The organism is Paenibacillus sp. FSL K6-0276 (genome assembly GCF_037977235.1).
Taxonomy (GTDB): Bacteria; Bacillota; Bacilli; order Paenibacillales; family Paenibacillaceae; genus Paenibacillus_AQ.
Window position 1 is genome coordinate 1,090,851 of the sequence record NZ_CP150276.1, and the last position, 18,919, is coordinate 1,109,769.

Genomic DNA, 18,919 nt, shown 5'->3' on the forward strand with positions numbered 1-18,919 from the left:
ATAATAGGCTTTGTAACATAAGTTGTGCTAGAATCGGCAACATATAATCTCCAGAATAGTTGCAAAACGCAAAAGAGTATGTTAAATTGTATATAGATTTAGAACGAGTCTAAATACAATTAAAATAATGAACCATAGGAGGTTTTATTAATGACTACACAATTAAAGAGCCATACTGAACTGCATGCTGCATTGAACCGCCAGACCGCGAACTGGTTCCTGCTTGGAGTGAAGCTGCATCATTATCACTGGTACGTTAGCGGATCGCAATTCTTCACGCTGCATGAGAAGTTTGAAGAACTCTATAATGAAGCTGCTGGTTATGCGGATGATTTGGCTGAGCGTCTGCTTGCTATTGGTGGACAACCTGCCTCGACTATGAAACAATATCTTGAGCTTTCTGACTTACAAGAAGCCCGCGGTGGTGAAGATGCCAAGGGTATGGTATTGGAGCTAGTTAGAGACTTTAAGACTGTTGCTAAAGAACTGCAAGCTGCAATTGCTAATGCAGAAGAACTGAGTGATCAACCGACTGCGGATCTGCTGATTGGCATCAGAAGCAGTATTGAGAAACATGCTTGGATGTTGAATGCCTTTATCGGCTAAGACAACGTCCTTATAAGGGATAGAACACACAAAGAGCGCCTGCGTATAGAAATACGCATGGCGCTCTTTCATTTGAACACTTCTATTTAATAAACACACCGCCAAATGGTACGGCCTCGCGCAGAAATCGTTTAATAATTCCATCATCGTTATTATCTCTTTCAAATCGGCGATTCTGGCGTCCTGCCTGAAACAACACAGGGCCGTGGCCCGTCATCTTCCAGTGATAACTCATATGCTGGCTAGCCAAATGGTTGCCGTAAACAGTAAGCTCCAGCTTCGCATTCTCAGGATAGGCAATAATGCTGCCTGCATCAACATAGAGTGGATTGTACGGATGAAGCTCAGCTTCACAGACCGTACCCTCCGTCAGTATGCCAATGATGCCTTTACCCGTAAATTTCACCTTCACAATATCTCGTGTAACGAGCACATTCTTCATGCTCAGCACCCGTGTATCCATCGTAACTCCCTTGCTGTAGAAGAAGAGATGTTTAAAGTCGTACAGTAAATCGCTTTTACCATCGAGCTGAAGAATCTTAACCCGATAACCTGGTGGAAGAGCGGCGACAAAATGGCAAGGTCCAGACATATCAGAACGAATCAATTTTCGCTTGCGATATATACCTTTAACATCCATAAATCTGTCTGCCCGTCCAGTGGCAGGCCCTTGATAAGCGATGATTTGCTGTGGATGCAGTACATGAACCTCTTCCTTCTCCCCAAGGGAGAAGGTTACAGCTTGTCCGCTCCCGCTGTCGCTTTCATCTTGGACATCGATATTCATTTTTCATCTCCCTCATGCTGTGAGTGTGATCTTTACAGAATGTTCAGGATTAGCGCAGACGGTCACCTTTTCTAGAACGGTAAAGCATGCTGAAACGAATGAAACGGATGAGTATAAAATACCCCAGGATTAGACCAATCCCTGTAAAAATAGTCACTTTGATTTTATGATAATATTCTTCGCGTGCCGTCCGGTCATTTTGTAATTCATCAACCATCTGCGTCAGTTGGCGATTCTGCTCCTGTAGGGCTTCGTTCTGTGTCCGGTAGGCCTCCATCTCCTGCATGCTATTCGCAAGCTTATCTTTAGCCTGCTGTAGTTCTTCAGCTGTCTGTTGAAATCCCTCTTTCAATTCATTTACTTCGTTTGGAAGCTCAGAGAAACTTTTGACTCCATTATAGATATCACTGAATATATTGGCTTTTGCTACTGGGGCCGGAAGAGATATGGAAAGGGCCAGCAGAAGCAGGAGCGAACATAACAGCTGTAGATATTTACGGTATTTAAGTTGTTTCATCTATATAATCACCACCCAATTTAGGCTTCTATTTCTTTTATTTTAACACAGCTTGACAGCTTCTGACAGCGTACGCTAAACGTGAATTGGGCTTCTTGGGTCAGTACTATTTGCCAGGTTGAAGTGAGGTTACACTTCCTTGTAAAGAACGATCAGGCTATGCTCTTCATGATTGAGAAGAGGGACTATTTATCGTATACTTTGGACGGGAAGGGGTTGCTACGGAATGAATAAATGGCTTAAGACAATGTTATTTTTGGTCGGCTCTGCTTTTTTGACGAGGTTGATTCCATTCTCATCTTTGTTTCGGAATTTGGACACGATGATTCATGAATTTGGTCATGCGCTGGTGACCTTACTGCTGTCAGGCAGTGTGCTGCGGATTGAACTATACGCGAATCATAGTGGTGTCACCTATTCAGCCATTCAAGATGGAGGCAGAGCGATACTGGTATCGCTATCTGGTTATTTGATGGCATCCTTGTTCGCATTGCTGCTCTTCTATCTCTATAGTAAAGGCCGGCATGATTGGGGACTTATCTTAGCTACTACAGTAGCATTGATTATGCTGCTAATGTACGTGCGGGGAAGCTTCGGAATGATGTGGTTAGGTGGGTTTATTGCGCTGAATGGTTTAATGCTGGTGGTGTGGAAAAAGGCTAGCAAATATTATTATTTGTTACTGGCTTTTCTGACCTTAGAAGAGTCTGTAATGGGGAGTTTATTTCTGGTATATGCGGCCGTTGTATCCCCATCCCGTGCGGGAGATGCCAGTAACCTGGCAAGGATGACATCCGTACCAGCCATATTTTGGGCAATCCTATTTTTTATTTTTTCTCTGTTTTGCGCCAAATGGGCGCTGGGACTATTTTTTAAGCGGGAGAGAGTGCAGCCTAAACTTCAAAGCCGATGAAGAAAAAAACATAAAATTTCGTCATAAACAGACAAAAGGGGTTGTTTTTGCGAGAGTCAGTCTACTTAGTATGTAGAATGGCTCTTTTTTTGTCGATAATATAGAACCGAACATACATTCCATGACATGGAGCTGTCCGCCATTATTGGTACATTAATAGAAGACCCAAAAAAAGAAAGAGGTGGAAAATATGATGGAAAGTATTCATCCTATATTTACGTGGGGTCAAGATCGTATTTTTGCAGGTGGCAACCGCGATGTTGTTTTGCTTGTCGAATGGAAAGGGAATATGCTTTCAGAACATAGCCGACCCAGCAGCCATAAAGTGGTTGCACGTGATATTGAACTACGAGTTTGGCTTGAGCCGCATGTAACTTTTAAGCGCTGTTATGGATGTGAAATGGAAGCGGGAGAAGGCAATTCGCTCTTGCTTAAGCTTGGTAAAATAAAAACAGGACAACGTAAATTCATAGGGTTGGAATTCACTACCTCTAGTTCAGTAGCAGGTAAATATGAAGCGCTATCCCTACAATGGAAATATAAAAAGCCAACCGTAGAGCGTGTTCGTGAACTCCCTGTGAAGGTGCTTGAGCTGGAATACGCCCATCATACCCGCATTCTGAGCGATACTTGCTGCTTTCATGTTGAGAAACATCTGGAATTGTTGAAGACGGCTGAAACGGTTGAGGAGGCAGCGTCGTTACGAAATAAAGGAGAGTATAGTGAAGCTCGCGAGATGCTGGGTCGTCATGCAGATAAGCTGTTGCTGCTCGCGGTACGTTCTGGAGATCCTTTGCTGCTTAAAGAGGCTGAAACGTTGTATAAACAGATAGAGTTCGAGCATCAGCAGCGCAGTAAAGCGATTGGTGGGATTTAATATAGGACACATCTCATGAGGATGCACATAAACGAAAAAAGACCTATACATAAATTGGATTTTTTTGCGGAATCGGCGGAAAATAATCAGAAGAATTGTAATATAAAATGTGGTAACATAGTAAAAAAGTTCTATCACAATTTTACTTTTTTTCATAAAATAATGGGTCTATTTAACCATAAATCAAGGGGAACTGAATATGACAGACCGATTAATCCGACTGATGCGCATTATTACACTTGTTCAAGCCAAGCCGGGGATATTAGCCCGTGAATTGGCGGAACGCTGCGGCAACAGCGAGAGAACGATATACCGGGATATGGACGCGCTTAGCGCCATGCATATTCCTATTACTCACCTTGGGCATGGAAAAGGTTATGCATTTATTGGGAATTTTGCACTCTATCCCTTGGATTGGTCGGAAGAAGAGGCAACCGCATTTTCGCAATTACGCTATATTATGGAAGATATAAAACATGTACTGCCTATAGATTTTGAAAGTGCATATGAAAAAGTAGTCGCAGCTGAATATAAACGAAAGGCTGAGAGAGAAGAAACGATAGAACGTGCAAGAAGAGAAGTAGGGGCGGGTTGGGCGGAAAGAAACAGCACGCAGATGGAGCAACATTCTTTTCTTACTCCCATCCTGGAGGCTTTATTAAAGCAAAAAAGCATTCAAGCGAATTATAGTGAAAATGCTTTAGAAGAGAAAGGGATCACCATTGATCCTTATTGTCTTGTCCCGCTGGAAAGTCGTTTTCACCTCATTGGATTTTGTCATCATCAAGGTGTTATTCGTACATATCATATCAACGATTTTTCAAATGTGAAGCCACTAAATCGTTTCTTTTCGAAGGAAGCGTTTGATTTGCAAGCCTTTATGAAGCAGAAATGGTCACTCGATCGGGATAGTTTACAGGTAGAGTTCAAAGTGAGATTTTCGGAACGGATAATGGAAGGAATTAAGAAAGAAGAATTGCCATTTAAGCCAAACAAAGTGGACCGTCAAGCTCGATGTTTTCATTTTAAAGTTGCAGTGGAACAAGATATCGGATTTGTCCGCTGGATTAAGAGATTTGAAGAGGAAGCGGAAATCATAGAGCCTTACTATTATCGCGAAGTGATCAGGCAGCAGTTGGAGAAATGGAGTTCACACTATAAATAGTGATGTTCTCATTTGACCTGTGTTCAATTCGAAAGATAGGGTGCTTGAGCAACCATTTAAATGGTTGCTGGAGGCATCCTTTTTTGTGAATACTAAATATCTAATTATAACAATATATAACTAAACATATACAAACAAAACTCAATCTATAGAAAATCGAAAAACTGTATGCTAGAATAGCATCAAATATATACATATGAAAATGGGAGGAATGGAAATGTTTAAGAAATGGACGATCAGAATTCTTGGGGTATTGACAATCTTTTCGGTTGTGAGTTTATCTGCGGGCTCAGTGGTTGAGGTGGAGGCAGCCACCAAGAAGACAGAGATTATAGTATCCGCTGCAGCCAGCTTGCAAGATAGTCTAGATAAAATGGCTCTTCTCTATGAGAAGAAGCATCCTGATATTGATTTGGTCTTTAATTATGGTGCATCCGGCACACTACAGAAGCAGATTGAGCAAGGTGCTCCGGCTGATCTATTCTTCTCGGCAGGAGATAAACAGATGAATGCGTTAGTGGATGGTGGACTCATCTCCGACCATAAGGTTCTGCTTAAGAATCAATTGGTTCTGGTCGTACCGTCGAATTCAAATGCTTCATTAACTACGATCACTCAACTTACGGATAAAGCCTTTAAAAAGGTAGCGGTGGGACAGCCTGAATCTGTGCCCGCAGGCCAATATGCTCAACAATCGTTAGCTGCGAAGAAGGTATGGGATACGTTGCTGCAAAACAAGCTTGTCTTTGCGAAGGATGTCCGTCAGGTACTTTCTTACGTCGAAACGGGGAATGTCGATGCAGGCTTTGTTTATAAGACAGATGCGCTGACTTCAAAGAAGACCAAGATCGCCCTTACAGTGGGTCCACATGTTCACAAAGCCATTAATTATCCGGCAGGTATCGTGAAGAATTCGAAGAATCAGAAGGAGGCTAAGGAGCTGTACAGTTATCTTCAGAGCAAGGAAGCTAGTGATATTTTTGCAAGTTATGGCTTCTTGCTTCCTTAATAAGAAATCATGAGTAGAAGCGGGGTGGATAAGGATGGAAATAAACTGGACTGATTTCTTCGCCCCGGTATGGCTTTCCGTTAAAATATCAGTAATTACCAGCATCATTGTGTTCATTCTGGCAACGGCTGCGGCTAAGGCTATGGCAGGTCGGAAATTTCCTGGTTATAGCTTGGTCGAGACTGTAATGCTGCTTCCGCTCGTGTTGCCGCCGACAGTTGTCGGATTTGTGCTGTTGGTCGTCTTAGGTCGTCGTAGCTGGATTGGCAGATGGTATGAACAGATGACGGAGCATACGATTCTTTTCACATGGGGGGCTGCGGTTATCGCCGCGGTTGTCGTAGCTTTTCCTCTCGTCTACCGCACGGTGAAGGCGGGCTTTGAAGGCGTGGAACCAGATCTTGAAGATGCGGCGCGTGCACAGGGAGCGAGTGAACTGCAAGTACTTCGTTATGTTACATTGCCCCTTGCAGGTCGCTCATTAGCTGCTGGGTATGTTCTGGGTTTTGCTCGTGGTTTAGGAGAGTTCGGCGCTACGATCATGGTAGCCGGAAATATTCCTGGCCGCACGCAGACTGTGCCTACAGCGATCTATGTTGCGGTGGATGGCGGCAACATGACTCTTGCTTGGATGTGGGTGTGCTCCATTATTGTTATGTCTGCTGTGATGTTGATGTTTGTGAACCGGCGTACTTAAAAAAACACCAGGCAGCGATTCTCCGATTATTGGAGTATTGCTGCCTGGTGTTTTTGGTCTGCGGTGGGTCGCTTGAGGAAATGATGGGCAAGTGAAAGCCGACCGACCTCGAGGTTGGCTATTATTATGGGATATTGATGGAATCTGTGAGTTAACTGCATTCTATACAGTTATTCCGTTTGTAAAAGGGATCATTCGGATTATAACTGTATTCTATACAATTAAAAACTAGAAAATCCATCAATAAGGTAGTAAATCAAGATAATAAGTGTAGGAAATACAGTTATATCCATTGGCGAATAATTTGAAGAATTATAGTTGTACTAAATACAGTTAAATGTTTAAATGTATTGCTTCCGTCGATCCTCTATACAGCTACGCAAGCCTGTGCTCTCTCAGGTCTCGTAAATAATCGTCCCTGTTTCCGTGAGATCGTATCCATGAATGGAGCCAAGCTCACTCTGAAAAGCTGGCGAACGTAAAATATCAATCACTGTAGCGATCCACTGCTCATGCTCCGGCTTCTTAAGCATCACGAGATCGTAACACTCCTGAATCAAGGGAATGAAATCAATGCCGTCGACAATTTTGGCAGCCTTCTCGGTGCCGATTGCCACATCCGCTTCTCCTCGTGCCACTTTACCGGCGACCGCCAAATGGCTATTCTCCTCCTGCTCATATCCAGATAGACTTGCGGCTGGAATGCCGTGCAATCGGAGCTGTTCATCCAATAACACACGTGCGCCAGAGCCACGTTCTCTATTGATCAGTGTGAGCCCTCCCTGTTGTAGATGAGACCAATCATGAAGACCTCTAGGGTTTCCCTTTTGAACATACAATCCTGCACTTCGGGTCAACAGACGGACTACAACATAAGAGAAGCCCACAAGTATTTTACGGATATAGGGAAGGTTATATTCTCCAGTATCCCCGTCGAGCAGATGAGTACTGACGATGTCCGATTCGCCCTGATACATAGCAATTAGACTGTCTAGACTGCCGGCGTAAGAACGAAGAGGGCGCTCAGTAGGCAGGTGACGCTCCAAATAGGTGGCTAGAATATCCAGTGACATATCCTGACCCGTAATAACAAGGCTGTGTCCTGCATCTTTACTGCTAATATGGCTAGAATGGGCTCCAGCTTGAGTTGGAGGATTCGCTCCAGCAAAAGTCAGCGGAAATGTCGATGGGGCCATGCCACTCCGAGTATTCTGTTTGTAAACTTCCAAATCCGATTGATCCACACGCATCTGTTTTCCTACACGGTAGGAGGGGAGCTCCCCTTTTTTAATTAGGTCATATACTTTTAATTTCGATATCTTCAGTAAACGGGCAATTTCCTCAGTCGTATATGATGTATTATCAGACATGATAAAAGCCTCCAGAACTTCATATTAGGACAAGACTACCCTATTTTGAAGTCCTGTGCAATTAGGCTATTGTGGTTTACCCGCCTGCTGTGTATTGGATAGCTTGATCAATTCTGAAACGGTGACAAATCGAAAACCTCTCTTTTCTAATTCCGGCAAAATAATTTTGAGCGCCTCTCTGGTCTGGGATTGTCCATGCACATGATCATGAAACAGAACGATGTCGCCATTATGTGCATTTCGAATAACCTTGTTCACGATACTGTGCACTCCAGGGCGATTCCAATCGCGTGTATCCTGATGCCAGGACCATAAAATAGGCTTTAAGCCCATGTTGTTTGAAATATCCACTAGCGTCTCGTCATACATTCCACCTGGAGGTCTGAACAATGCGCTATGCTTTCCAGAGACCTTTACAATCTCTTCTTCGGTTAAATTCAGCTCCCGCTCAAACTGGGCTTTGTTAATAGGTTTTCTAAAATAAACGTGATTGTAGGTATGGTTAGCTAATTCATGCCCTTCGGAAATGACTCGTTTGGCCACTTCTGGATACGCTGCAATTCTTTTTCCGATAGCAAAGAAGGTGCATTTCGCATGATATTGACTTAATACCTTTAATATTTGATCGGTTTCAGAAGGGTCAGGACCGTCATCGAACGTCAATGCAATTACTTTTTGGTTAGTATGTACTTCCCAAATCATGTCTCCTCTCTTTTCGTAGTAGTCGCGGTTTTTACTCGGGCTACCTAGGGCGGAGTTCGTGAAGCATAACAAGAGTGAGAGGGTAGTCATCATAATTTTGCTGCTAGTTTTCATGTATTCACCTGTTTTTTTTATTTTAGAATGCTCCTATAGATGGTTAAACTATTCATAGCACGATTAATCTCTCCATTTAACTTAGTTTTAGATTGGTGGATTACTTCCATCACTTTTGGGATTGGAACAGCATTTGTTTTTTGATGTGAAAATTGTTATGAAAATACCTTATAATGAAGTTCAATATACAGACATTTGGTTAGGGGTGGGAATATGACACTTATTGAGAAAAGAGAACACCGGCAGTATCCGGAAATTACCCGCCTAGAAACGTCGAGAGCTGCTTATGAGCGTGATTATTCACGCCTGATTCATTCGCCTACTTTTCGTAGGCTGCAAGGCAAATCTCAAGTGTTCGGGGCTGGCACGGGTGATTATTACCGGACGCGTCTGACTCATTCACTTGAAGTTGCACAGATCGCTCGTGAGGCAGCGAAAAGTCTGCTCAGATCTTACCCAGAGGTGGAGACGAGTAAGGCGGAGAATCCGGGGCTTGTTATAGATCCAGAGGTAGTGGAATGCGCAGCTATTGCTCATGATTTTGGTCACCCCCCCTTCGGACATAAAGGGGAAGAGGTGCTCGATAATATTTTGGAGCAGCTTATTGAAAAGAAGACTAATGAAGCTGCCCTGCAATCTGGAGCAACAGGTGCAGAGAGACTGCTGATTCATGAGCAGATGAAGCAGCGCTATGAGCATTTTGAAGGCAATGCTCACAATTATCGGCTGATTATGTTTCTGGAGAAGCGTGAGAACATTGATGGACTAAATCTATCTGATGCAGTGCTACTCGGAATTAATAAATATCCTTTTCCTGGCACCTCGCTGAAGAAGGGGATGTACCTTCACGAATGGGCATATATTTCGGAGATTCGCAAAGAGTGGGGAATACCAGCAGGTAAGAAAACGTTGGAAGCCCAGCTTATGGACCTTTGCGACGATATCGCTTATTCTGCACATGATTTGGAGGATGGGATTAAGGCTGGAAAGATTGAGGTGCATGAACACTTTATGCATGATTCCTATATTCAGCGGCTTATCGTAGAGAAAATCACAACACTAGAGGATTTCTTCTGGAAGGGTTGGGAGGAGGAAGGCATTCGCGCTAAGGTCGAAGAGGTGCTTAGTTCATTTCTTCGAGTATGGATGGAGAAAATGCCAACCTGCGAGAACGACTATTCCAGAACTCGGCGTGAAGTTAAGGCTTATTGGGTCAGCACCTTTGTTGCAAGTCTGGGTGTGATCCCTGATGGGGACTGGAAGAAGGTCACCTTTATAAAGGAAGGAAAAGAAGATGAGGATATGCTACGGACCGTAAGCGTGCTGAAAAGCTTCGCTTGGGTCACGATGATTCGTGATTTACGTGTGCAGCGGCTTCAGAAACGTAGTGAATGGATTTTGCGCCGTCTTTGGGGAGCTTTTCTTGATCCGCAGACGTCTAAAGCCATTATTCCATCAGATTGGCTACAACGCTTTGAGAAAGATCAGAAGCAAGCAAATCCGATCTGGACCTGGGAACATATGGTGATTGATTATATCGCCGGGATGACGGATGCCTTTGCTGAGAAAATATATAATGAGCTATATGGGTTGAAGGTCGGCTCGATTTATGATTTGGATTAGATAGACGAGAAGATCAAAAGCATTTTATAAGAGGTCCCTGCTTGTTCATTTAGGTTTTTTAAATGAACAAGCAGGGACTCTTTTTATAGGACAAGTTCATTATTATTGATTTAAATACCATTGTATCGCAGTAACATCCATTTAACTAACCTCTCTTTATATGTGATTCCTGGATTTTCTCATTATAGAACAAGTGTTCCTAGAAATCAATTCCTAAAATTAATATTGGCGGGCATAATCGACGAGATTTAGGGATGGAGTGCCAGATGATAAATAGGAATTCATATTTTCGGTAAAAATATTTACGATCCGATTAGCGTATTGATCTGTTACGCCTGCGGAATGTGGAGTGATGATTACCTGCTCCATAGCCCAAAGTGGATGATCCTGCGGAAGGGGTTCGGTCTCGAATACATCCAATCCGGCACCGCGAAGCTGCCCACGATTCAGTGCATCGATTAGAGCCTCGGTATCGGTAGTCGCTCCACGTCCAACGTTAATGTAATAGGAGCCTTGTTTAAAGGCGGAGAAGATTGCAGTATTAAATAAATGTTTAGTCTCATCAGTGATAGGGAGTATGTTGATGATAAAGTCGCCTTGGCTCACAGCTTCTGGCAGGTGGCCTGTGGTATATACTTGATCAAAATCAGCGAGCGGTTTACCTGAGCGACTCACCCCGATGGTCTTCATCCGGAAGGCTTTAGCAATTCTAGCTGTTTCGCTGCCGATGGCCCCGGTTCCAACAATAACGGCTGTCTTGCCAAATAATTCACTTTCACTACCCTCAGAGTTCCAGTAGCGATTCTGCTGATTACGTACTGCTGTATGCAAATTACGTGTAAAGAGTAGCATGAAGCCGAAGATTACCGCAGAAATAGGCTCGGCATGAACTCCGCTGGCGCTGGTCAAAAGAATACCACGTTCCTTAAAACGCTCAAGCGGAAGTTTTTCAATTCCAGCAGACCAAGATTGTACCCAGCGAAGGGGGGAATCTGGACGAAGAAGTGTATCGGCAATGCCTTTGGCCCAGCCGATTACGATTTCAGCATCAGCAAGAAGCTGTAGATCCGGATTTTTGCCATTTCCTTGCGTGAATGTATAACCGGGGGCCGCCGCTCTGATCCTTTCCTGTTGCTGGGCTGTAAGTGGCTGTAAACATACTATGGACTTAGTCATGATGTATTCCTCCTGCTCTACGGTTTGATGAAAATGGATAATGTTATAGGATAAGGATACCAAATCTATAGGAGAAGGTGAAATTGATATGAATGCTAACGCGTCGGATAAAGATTCAGAACGATTGTTTATTGCTGTGAAATTACCCTTGGAACTTCGACAAGTTTTGGCTCAGGAGTGCTCCAATCTATCTCAGACTTATCAGTTCGCTAAATGGACGCATCCAGAGGATTATCATATTACCCTGCAATTTTTGGGAGACACCCCGAAGACGATAATCCCGGATTTAATCATGGCGTTGAAGCAGTTGTCAGGGCAATGCCGCCCCTTCAAACTATCCTTGGACAAATGGGGTACATTCGGTCTTCCAACGGCTCCAAGAGTGTTATGGGTAGGGGTTTCTGGCGAATTAGAGGAGCTGAATCAACTAGCTACGAAAGTACACTCTGCGATGCTTCCATTAGGTTTTCCAGCTGAATCTAGGGAGTATAAACCACATCTCACAGTTGCACGAAAGTATCGGGGAAAAATTTCAATTGATGATAAAATGCTGGAAAATTTACTGAAATTGGATGATGAAAAAAGATCAAAAATCTTTCATAGAGACTGGACGATTGATAGTTTTGTGTTGTATGCTACCAGAATGTATGCCATTCCTATGTATGAAATCATTGAAAATATTACATTTTAAAATCGATATTTAAGTTTTCAAAGCTTCCGTTTTCGGTTACATACAAATAGGAATGTGCCGTGAAATAGGAGGAATATCATGTTAATTTTTAAAAAAAACCGCTATATTGCGTTGCTCGTTGGCGTTATATTAGTGTGTTTCTCTGCCATAAGCTTATTGCAACACGAACAGGTTGCCGAAGGGAAAACTGATAGTGTGCAGATGGACAAGTTGCAATCTACGAGCCGTGCAGCGGTACTTGACCTTGTACAAGAACAATCAATATCTAGTAAGACGAGGGGCACTAATAAAGTTTCACAAACAAATAAGCTTTATAACACAGTTAGCTTGCTCAGTTCCACTTGGACACCAGAGCAGGATGTGGAATGGCTTAGTATGAGTAAAATAAAGCGACAAGACACATCACACGCTTCCATAGTTCGGGTAAAGGCTGATGTAGTACAATCTAAGCCAGCTGTGCAGAAAGCGCCGCAAATGGCGGAAACAGCAACAAAGAGCGCTCAGACTGTGGTTAAGACAGTCTCGGCATCTCAGAAAAACCCCCTCACAACATTATACTTCTCTCGGACCGAGCTATTAAGCCAGGAGCAGCAAAGTAATGCAACCCGGCGCTACGCTATATCCGAAGAAGAACTGCTTCTGCTACAAAAGATTGTAATGGCAGAGGCGGAAGGTGAACCGTACCAGGGCAAGGTGGCAGTTGCCAACGTTGTTCTGAATAGGCTACGGTCAGCCAAATTCCCCGACACGATATATAAGGTCATTTATCAAAAGCACCAATTTAGTCCTGTAGCTAACGGGCGTCTTAAACGTGTGAAGCCTAGTGATGATTGTATTAAAGCGGTGAACGCTGCGCTCTCCGGAATAAAGGAAGTTCCCGATGATACTTATTTTTTCCTATCGCTTAAGCTTGCGCAGGATCTTACCGTACATCATTCGCAGGAGTATGTTAAGACCATTGGAAATCATACTTTTTATAAATAATTGACCGAATCTGTGAACCTCAGCTATATATAGGGTAAACTAAACTATATAACCCTGGAGGTGGAAGAATCGTCATGAAGATCACTTATTACGGACACTCAGCACTGCTGGTAGAGACAGAGCAAGCGAAAGTTATTATTGACCCTTTTTTGTCAGGAAATCCGAACTCCGGTATTTCACCTGATGACATTACTGTAGATGCTGTACTGCTAACTCACGGTCACTCCGATCATTTAGGTGATGCTGTGCAAATAGCCAAACAGAATGATTGTCCGATCTTTGCTGTTTTTGAGCTTGCAGAATACTGCCGAATGAAGGGTGCCAAGGTTAAACATATGAATATAGGTGGCAGTCATATTTATGATGCCATTACCGTTAAATATACTCAGGCGTTTCATTCCTCATCGATTCAGGAAGGCGACGTTTGGATTTATGCTGGACAGCCTGCAGGTATTCTATTGACGATAGAGGGGAAGACGTTATTCCATGCTGGTGACACCGCACTGTTCGGTGATATGCGTCTAATTGGAGAGAGGACTGCGATTGACTTGGCGGCCCTGCCTATAGGCGATATGCTGACCATGGGACCGGATGATGCGCTCTTGGCTGCACGCTGGTTGCGGGCGGATAAGGTCATACCGCTTCATTACAATACATTTCCGGATATTGCTCAGGATGCTGTGGATTTCTGTAATCGTCTGCGCCAGGAGGGTGTAGAGGGATTTCCACTTAAAGCTGGCGAAAGTATAGAAGTATAAATCAATCCCGATCACATGTTACAAAAAAAAGCAGGTAACTGGGGAGTTCCCCGGCTACCTGCTTTTCTTTAAGGTGTAATGCACACAGCTTCTTCGCTTCGGGCTTGAGGTCTTGAACCTCTGATATCAGCTGATTTGTCTGCAGGATTGCCTAACATCTGCAGAACAGTAGTCGCGCAGCTTTGCGGTTGATGCTTATCAGGGGCAAGTCGGCGTTTGCGCTGCTCTTCGAGAACAGAATATTCACGGAGCATCATAGAGAACCATTTGTTCACTACTTCACAGTCGAGCACCTCAGCTAACCCTAGCTCGACGAAATATTGGCAGTTTTTCTCTTCCTGTCCTGGAATAGCTTTATAGAAAAGCATCGGAATTCCCTTAGCCTGACCTTCTGTACAGGTCATACCACCAGGCTTTGTGATTAGTAGGTCGGAAGCATCCATCAATTTATTGATTTCACTGGTGTATCCAAGAATCTTAACATTAGGATGATTCAGTCTTGGATTGGACTTCATTTTGGCTATAAGCTTCTCATTGCTGCCCATACAGAAGATGAGCTGGATGTTATCCATTCTGGCTGTGAGTGAATTCATAATCTTTTTGCCGAACATCAGCCCCCATCCTCCACCCATTATAAGTACTGTAGGGATATCGGCTAGACCTAGTTCCTTGCGGAGCAGCGTCTTGTTGGATCGTTCCCAGAACTTCGGATGCACAGGAATGCCCGTGACCGTTACAAGCTCGGGAGCAATTCCACGGCCTGTTAGAATAGATTTGACGCGTGGGGTAGATACGAGATAACGGTTGACCTCAGAATTTACCCAGCTACCATGTGCATCATAATCTGTAATTAACGTATACAGCGGTACCTTCAATCCGCGACGCTTTAGTCTGGAAATGACAGCGGCCGGAATGGGATGCGTGCAAATAATCAAATCAGGCTTTAGCTGCTCGATCACTTGTGAGGCATGTGTATAAAAAATCCGGTGAAGTGCCATCTTAGTCAACGGGTTCAATGATTTATGATACTGTGTCTTATACATCATGCCGACCAGCTTAGGCTGGCTGCTAACTGTTTTTCGGTAAGCGGAAAGAATCCATGGGGCGACCATTGGGTTAAGGAATTTACCTAACTCGATGACTCGGCACTGGACATCCGGATTCAGCAGCTTTATTCCTTCGGCCAGAGCATAGGCTGCTCCTGTGTGGCCCGTACCGAAGCCTTCCGAAAACAGCAGTACTCTTTTCTTTCGCATAAGTTCACCTGCTACTTTCCTTTTCAATAGAAATGCGGAATTTCTTCTAAATTAGATTATGGAAAATTGTTCTCTACTCACATTATACAAATAAGACGTAAAATAAAAGTTAAAACCCTGCAATAAATTAAAAAATAAAAGATTTTCAAAACTATTGCAAACTGCAAAGCTACATGTTAAAGTAATGAATGACCAATTGACCGGATTAGTAAAGTGGTCAGAAGTCAGCGGTAACGATATTTTCTGGAGAAAGGAAGTGGGCACAGGTGGCAGTGGTGGATCGAAGACAGCAGGTGCTTCAAGCCGCAGCAAAATCTTTTTCTTTATTCGGCTATAAGGCGACTACAATGGATCAGGTTGCTAAGATTGCAAATGTGGGTAAAGGAACCATTTACACCTTTTTTACAAACAAAGAGCAATTGTTTGATGAGATCCTGCGCGATATGATGGTGGAAATGAAGATGATTGCTGAGCGCGAGATCAGGCGAGACAGACCGTTCTTTGATAACCTGCATCGTGTGCTGGATGCGCTGCTGGAATTTCGAAGCGAGCAGGAGCTATTCATCAAGCTTTCCCAGGAAAGTCGCGAATTCGGAACGCCGCAGGCAGGAGAAGGGCTCGAGAAGATTGAGAACTTAGTTTTAGAATATTTAGAACGGGAGGTGCAACAAGCGCTCCAAAAGGGAGAAATCAAACCTTGCGATCCCAAAATCGTATCCGTAGTCATGTTCAGGTTATATATTGTATTGACTGCTGAACTGAATAAAACACATACTCCCTTGGACAAGGAACAGATCAAGATGTATTTTCATTTGTTTCTCGCCGAAGGATTGGCACAGTAAGCGTTGATTCAGGATAGGGATAGCGTTATCAGATTCGCTTTCCCTTAACAAATTCCAAGCTGTTTTAGGTATTAAAGAAGAGCCGTAAGGCGTTTTTTTATCCCCTAAGTTGACCGAATGGGGAAAATGGTCACCTAGTGTTACGTAATATTTCGCAAATAAAGCATTTTAAAGAGAGCATAAGCTCATAAGGAGAGAACCAGAATGAAATCATTATCCGTATTTACCAAGGATCTTGGCGCAGCCCTGAGAAATCCAAAAGTGCTGATTCCGATGATTGCCATCTTATTTATTCCGGTGATGTATAGCGGATTCTTCCTGAAGGCATTCTGGGATCCGTATGGCAAGATGAATGAACTACCGGTTGCAGTAGTCAACCAAGACGTAGGTGCTAATTATGAAGGAACACAACTTCAGGTCGGAGATGATCTGGTTGCAGAGCTTAAGGTAACCGACGGCTTTGAGTGGAACTTTGTTTCATTAGAAGAGGCGGAAGCAGGAATGAAGGACAATACTTATTATATGGCGATTGTTGTCCCAGAAGACTTCTCTGCTAAAGCTACAACACTTTTGGATGATGAACCACAACCGGCAAAAATTATTTATGAGCCAAATGAAGGCTACAACTTCCTGGCCGGTCAAATCGGCGGCTCAGCTGTATCAGAAATTAAATCTAAAATATCTGCTAAGGTAACAGAGGCTTATGTGGATGCAGTATTTAATCAGATTACAAAAGCATCTGATGGACTGGGCGAAGCGGGAGATGGAGCAACCAAGATCGCCGATGGTGCAGGAAAGCTGGATGACGGCGCTCTGAAGTTGAAAGAGAACCTTCTTGTACTGACTGAAGGTACGGGCAAGCTTCAAAATGGCTTAAAGCCACTTACTAAAGGTGTAACTGATTTGAATGCAGGTGCTACCGCATTGCAATCTGGTTCTGGCACTTTAGCAGGCGGTTTGCAGCAATTGTCGGCTGCTCATACACAGCTTCAAGACGGTGTTGCACAAAGTGCTGCTGGCAGTAAACAGCTTAGTGATGGTTTGCAGCAAGCTGTAACAGGTGCTACACAGCTTCAAGCAGGAACAAAGTCAGCAGTGGATGGTACTACTAAACTACAAGCAGGAACAAAATCTGTAGTGGATGGCAGTGCTAAGCTTGGAGCGGGTCTGGCCTCTTCCGTAGAAGGCAGTGCGAAGCTTGAAGCAGGATTGAAAGCTTCAGCAGATGGCAGCACGAAGGTAACTGAGGGTGCTAAAGCGGTCGCTCAAGGATTGCAGCAACTAGCACAGGCTAGTCCTGAATTGGCTCAAAATGCAGCCGTACAGAAGCTCCTGGCAGCTAGTGCAGCTGTTGCACAAGGTAGTGAACAGTTGCAACAAAGTCAGCAGCAGTTAGCACAAGGAGCAAGCGCACTTCACAGTGGGCAAGAGCAATTAGCACAGGGTGCTACTCAATTGCATACCGGTTCGCAGCAGGTAGATGCAGGTGTAACTCAATTACATGAGGGAGCACAGCAGTTAAATGCTGGTAGTACTCAGCTCTTGGCAGGACAACAAAAATTGGCACAAGGCGCTTCAGCACTTGTAACTGGCGGCGACAAGCTGCAAGCAGGTATGCAACAGTTTGGCGCGAAGCTTAGTGAAGCCGCAGCTGGTGGCAATAAGCTCGCTAAGGGTGGTAAAGCGCTTGGAGATGGCACATCGAAGCTACTCAGTGGTGTTGGTGAACTAGGTAGCGGCATTGGTGCTGTAGCTGACGGTTCCAAACAATTGGCTGGTGGTGCAGGCGAGTTGAAGAATGGGATGGATGATCTGAAATCTGGATCAACAGAGCTCGCAACTAAGCTTGGTGAAGCTGCTGAACAATCAGGCAGCGTGAAAAAGTCAGATAAAATGATGGAAATGTTCGCACAGCCGGTTGTGGTGGAGGATCAAGTTGTAAATCATGTACCGAACTATGGCACAGGGTTTGCTCCTTACTTCTTATCCCTTGGGTTGTTCGTAGGTGCTCTGATTTCTACGATTGTTATTCCAATGCGTGAATCAGCTGTAATTGGCGCTAGCCGTCTAAATCGTTTTATCAGCCGTACGCTTACTTTCTCAATCATGAGCTTTATCCAGTCTATGCTGGCCGCTGTGGTTGTATTGTACGGACTTGGACTAGAAGTAAAAAGTGTACCGCTGTTCTTCCTATTCACATTCCTGACTAGTCTAGTTTACACATGGGTAGTTCAATCCATTGTAACTTGGCTGGATCAACCGGGACGGTTTGTTGTTATCGTTATTCTTATTTTCCAATTAACAACTAGTGCCGGAACATTCCCACTTGAATTGATCCCGAACTGGATGAAATTCTTTAACCCACTGCTTCCAATGACATATACAGTTAGTGGTTTCAAAGCAGTAATTTCTACAGGGGACTTCAGTGCAATGTGGAGTGATGTAGGTGTGCTTGCAATCTTTGGACTTGGTTTCCTTGCTCTTACATTCGGTTACTTCATGACCCGCAGTCGGGACAATGAGGCTGGAATGAAAAGTGAACAAGCTATGACTGTATAATCCAATAGATTTTTTGAAAAAAGGTATTAAAAAGCGCCTCCTCAGGGAGACGCTTTTTTTTTGACTTCAAATCATAAAAGACCTTTTTCTTGCAAACATTCAAGGGGAATGAAAATTCTTGTAACGCTTTCATTGCATAAGTTCTTATGCGTTCTTTGTGCATAATTATGCACAGTGAGGTTTTTTTAAACTTTCTCCCACTAAAGCTGTGTCGCAAAAACAAATGTTAATCAGCCTCATAAAAAAGTTTAAATTGCGCTGATGTCACCTCGG

At 43.7% G+C, this 18,919-nt stretch carries 19 protein-coding genes; 13 read left to right on the forward strand and 6 right to left on the reverse strand.

Annotated features, from left to right (window positions below; translation table 11 throughout):
- The first annotated feature begins 150 nt into the window (after window positions 1-150).
- Window positions 151-606 (forward strand): DNA starvation/stationary phase protection protein, encoded by a 456-nt coding sequence (locus MHH52_RS04850; protein ID WP_313641894.1) that lies wholly within the window; start codon window positions 151-153, stop codon window positions 604-606.
- Window positions 607-688: 82 nt separating this feature from the next.
- Here MHH52_RS04850 and MHH52_RS04855 read toward each other — a convergent pair whose 3' ends face one another.
- Window positions 689-1,393: an AIM24 family protein gene (locus MHH52_RS04855; RefSeq protein ID WP_340006981.1), complete on the reverse strand. Its 705-nt coding sequence runs from the start codon at window positions 1,391-1,393 to the stop codon at window positions 689-691.
- 49 nt (window positions 1,394-1,442) lie between these two features.
- Window positions 1,443-1,910: a hypothetical protein gene (locus MHH52_RS04860; protein ID WP_340006983.1), complete on the reverse strand. Its 468-nt coding sequence runs from the start codon at window positions 1,908-1,910 to the stop codon at window positions 1,443-1,445.
- Between the two features lie 226 nt (window positions 1,911-2,136).
- Here MHH52_RS04860 and MHH52_RS04865 point away from each other — a divergent pair, with 226 nt between their 5' ends.
- From MHH52_RS04865 to modB, 5 genes are all read left to right on the forward strand, one after another.
- Window positions 2,137-2,823: a M50 family metallopeptidase gene (locus MHH52_RS04865; RefSeq protein ID WP_340006984.1), complete on the forward strand. Its 687-nt coding sequence runs from the start codon at window positions 2,137-2,139 to the stop codon at window positions 2,821-2,823.
- Window positions 2,824-3,013: 190 nt separating this feature from the next.
- Window positions 3,014-3,700, forward strand: coding sequence for a hypothetical protein (locus tag MHH52_RS04870; RefSeq protein WP_340006985.1), 687 nt, complete (start codon window positions 3,014-3,016; stop codon window positions 3,698-3,700).
- A 199-nt stretch (window positions 3,701-3,899) separates the two neighbouring features.
- Window positions 3,900-4,865: a WYL domain-containing protein gene (locus MHH52_RS04875; protein ID WP_340006987.1), complete on the forward strand. Its 966-nt coding sequence runs from the start codon at window positions 3,900-3,902 to the stop codon at window positions 4,863-4,865.
- Window positions 4,866-5,082: 217 nt separating this feature from the next.
- Window positions 5,083-5,874, forward strand: coding sequence for a molybdate ABC transporter substrate-binding protein (gene modA, locus MHH52_RS04880; RefSeq protein WP_340006988.1), 792 nt, complete (start codon window positions 5,083-5,085; stop codon window positions 5,872-5,874).
- 34 nt (window positions 5,875-5,908) lie between these two features.
- The gene (gene modB, locus MHH52_RS04885) at window positions 5,909-6,571 is read left to right on the forward strand and encodes a molybdate ABC transporter permease subunit (RefSeq protein ID WP_340006989.1); all 663 of its coding nucleotides are present in this window, start codon (window positions 5,909-5,911) and stop codon (window positions 6,569-6,571) included.
- A 395-nt stretch (window positions 6,572-6,966) separates the two neighbouring features.
- On the opposite strand, the gene MHH52_RS04890 is transcribed toward modB, so the two are convergent.
- Both MHH52_RS04890 and MHH52_RS04895 read right to left on the reverse strand, forming a co-directional pair.
- Entirely contained in the window at window positions 6,967-7,941 is a 975-nt protein-coding gene (locus MHH52_RS04890; RefSeq protein WP_340006990.1) for a helix-turn-helix transcriptional regulator, read from the reverse strand.
- Between the two features lie 66 nt (window positions 7,942-8,007).
- Window positions 8,008-8,643: a polysaccharide deacetylase family protein gene (locus MHH52_RS04895; RefSeq protein ID WP_340006992.1), complete on the reverse strand. Its 636-nt coding sequence runs from the start codon at window positions 8,641-8,643 to the stop codon at window positions 8,008-8,010.
- Between the two features lie 327 nt (window positions 8,644-8,970).
- Between MHH52_RS04895 and dgt the strand changes: the two genes are divergently transcribed.
- A complete protein-coding gene (gene dgt / locus MHH52_RS04900; protein WP_313638425.1) occupies window positions 8,971-10,380 on the forward strand; it encodes a dGTP triphosphohydrolase in 1,410 nt (469 codons plus the stop codon).
- Window positions 10,381-10,599: 219 nt separating this feature from the next.
- On the opposite strand, the gene MHH52_RS04905 is transcribed toward dgt, so the two are convergent.
- Window positions 10,600-11,556 carry a D-2-hydroxyacid dehydrogenase gene (locus tag MHH52_RS04905; RefSeq protein ID WP_340006995.1) on the reverse strand — a complete coding sequence of 319 codons (957 nt, stop codon included), beginning with the start codon at window positions 11,554-11,556 and terminating at the stop codon, window positions 10,600-10,602.
- A gap of 88 nt (window positions 11,557-11,644) precedes the next feature.
- On the opposite strand from MHH52_RS04905, the gene thpR reads away from it, so the two are divergent.
- The 3 genes from thpR (at window position 11,645) to MHH52_RS04920 (ending at window position 13,989) form a co-directional block, all read left to right on the forward strand.
- A complete protein-coding gene (gene thpR / locus MHH52_RS04910; protein WP_340006996.1) occupies window positions 11,645-12,247 on the forward strand; it encodes an RNA 2',3'-cyclic phosphodiesterase in 603 nt (200 codons plus the stop codon).
- Window positions 12,248-12,325: 78 nt separating this feature from the next.
- The gene (locus MHH52_RS04915) at window positions 12,326-13,231 is read left to right on the forward strand and encodes a cell wall hydrolase (protein WP_340006998.1); all 906 of its coding nucleotides are present in this window, start codon (window positions 12,326-12,328) and stop codon (window positions 13,229-13,231) included.
- Between the two features lie 74 nt (window positions 13,232-13,305).
- The gene (locus tag MHH52_RS04920) at window positions 13,306-13,989 is read left to right on the forward strand and encodes a metal-dependent hydrolase (RefSeq protein WP_340007000.1); all 684 of its coding nucleotides are present in this window, start codon (window positions 13,306-13,308) and stop codon (window positions 13,987-13,989) included.
- 68 nt (window positions 13,990-14,057) lie between these two features.
- Here MHH52_RS04920 and MHH52_RS04925 read toward each other — a convergent pair whose 3' ends face one another.
- Window positions 14,058-15,245, reverse strand: coding sequence for a glycosyltransferase (locus MHH52_RS04925; RefSeq protein ID WP_313638420.1), 1,188 nt, complete (start codon window positions 15,243-15,245; stop codon window positions 14,058-14,060).
- A 184-nt stretch (window positions 15,246-15,429) separates the two neighbouring features.
- Between MHH52_RS04925 and MHH52_RS04930 the strand changes: the two genes are divergently transcribed.
- The 3 genes from MHH52_RS04930 (at window position 15,430) to MHH52_RS04940 (ending at window position 18,646) form a co-directional block, all read left to right on the forward strand.
- A complete protein-coding gene (locus tag MHH52_RS04930) occupies window positions 15,430-15,582 on the forward strand; it encodes a hypothetical protein (protein ID WP_340007002.1) in 153 nt (50 codons plus the stop codon).
- Window positions 15,512-16,087 (forward strand): TetR/AcrR family transcriptional regulator, encoded by a 576-nt coding sequence (locus MHH52_RS04935; protein ID WP_340007004.1) that lies wholly within the window; start codon window positions 15,512-15,514, stop codon window positions 16,085-16,087. The genes MHH52_RS04930 and MHH52_RS04935 overlap by 71 nt, the downstream gene beginning before the upstream one ends.
- Before the next feature lie 204 nt (window positions 16,088-16,291).
- Complete coding sequence (locus tag MHH52_RS04940) at window positions 16,292-18,646, forward strand: YhgE/Pip domain-containing protein (RefSeq protein WP_340007006.1); 2,355 nt, start codon at window positions 16,292-16,294, stop codon at window positions 18,644-18,646.
- Window positions 18,647-18,919: the final 273 nt, after the last annotated feature.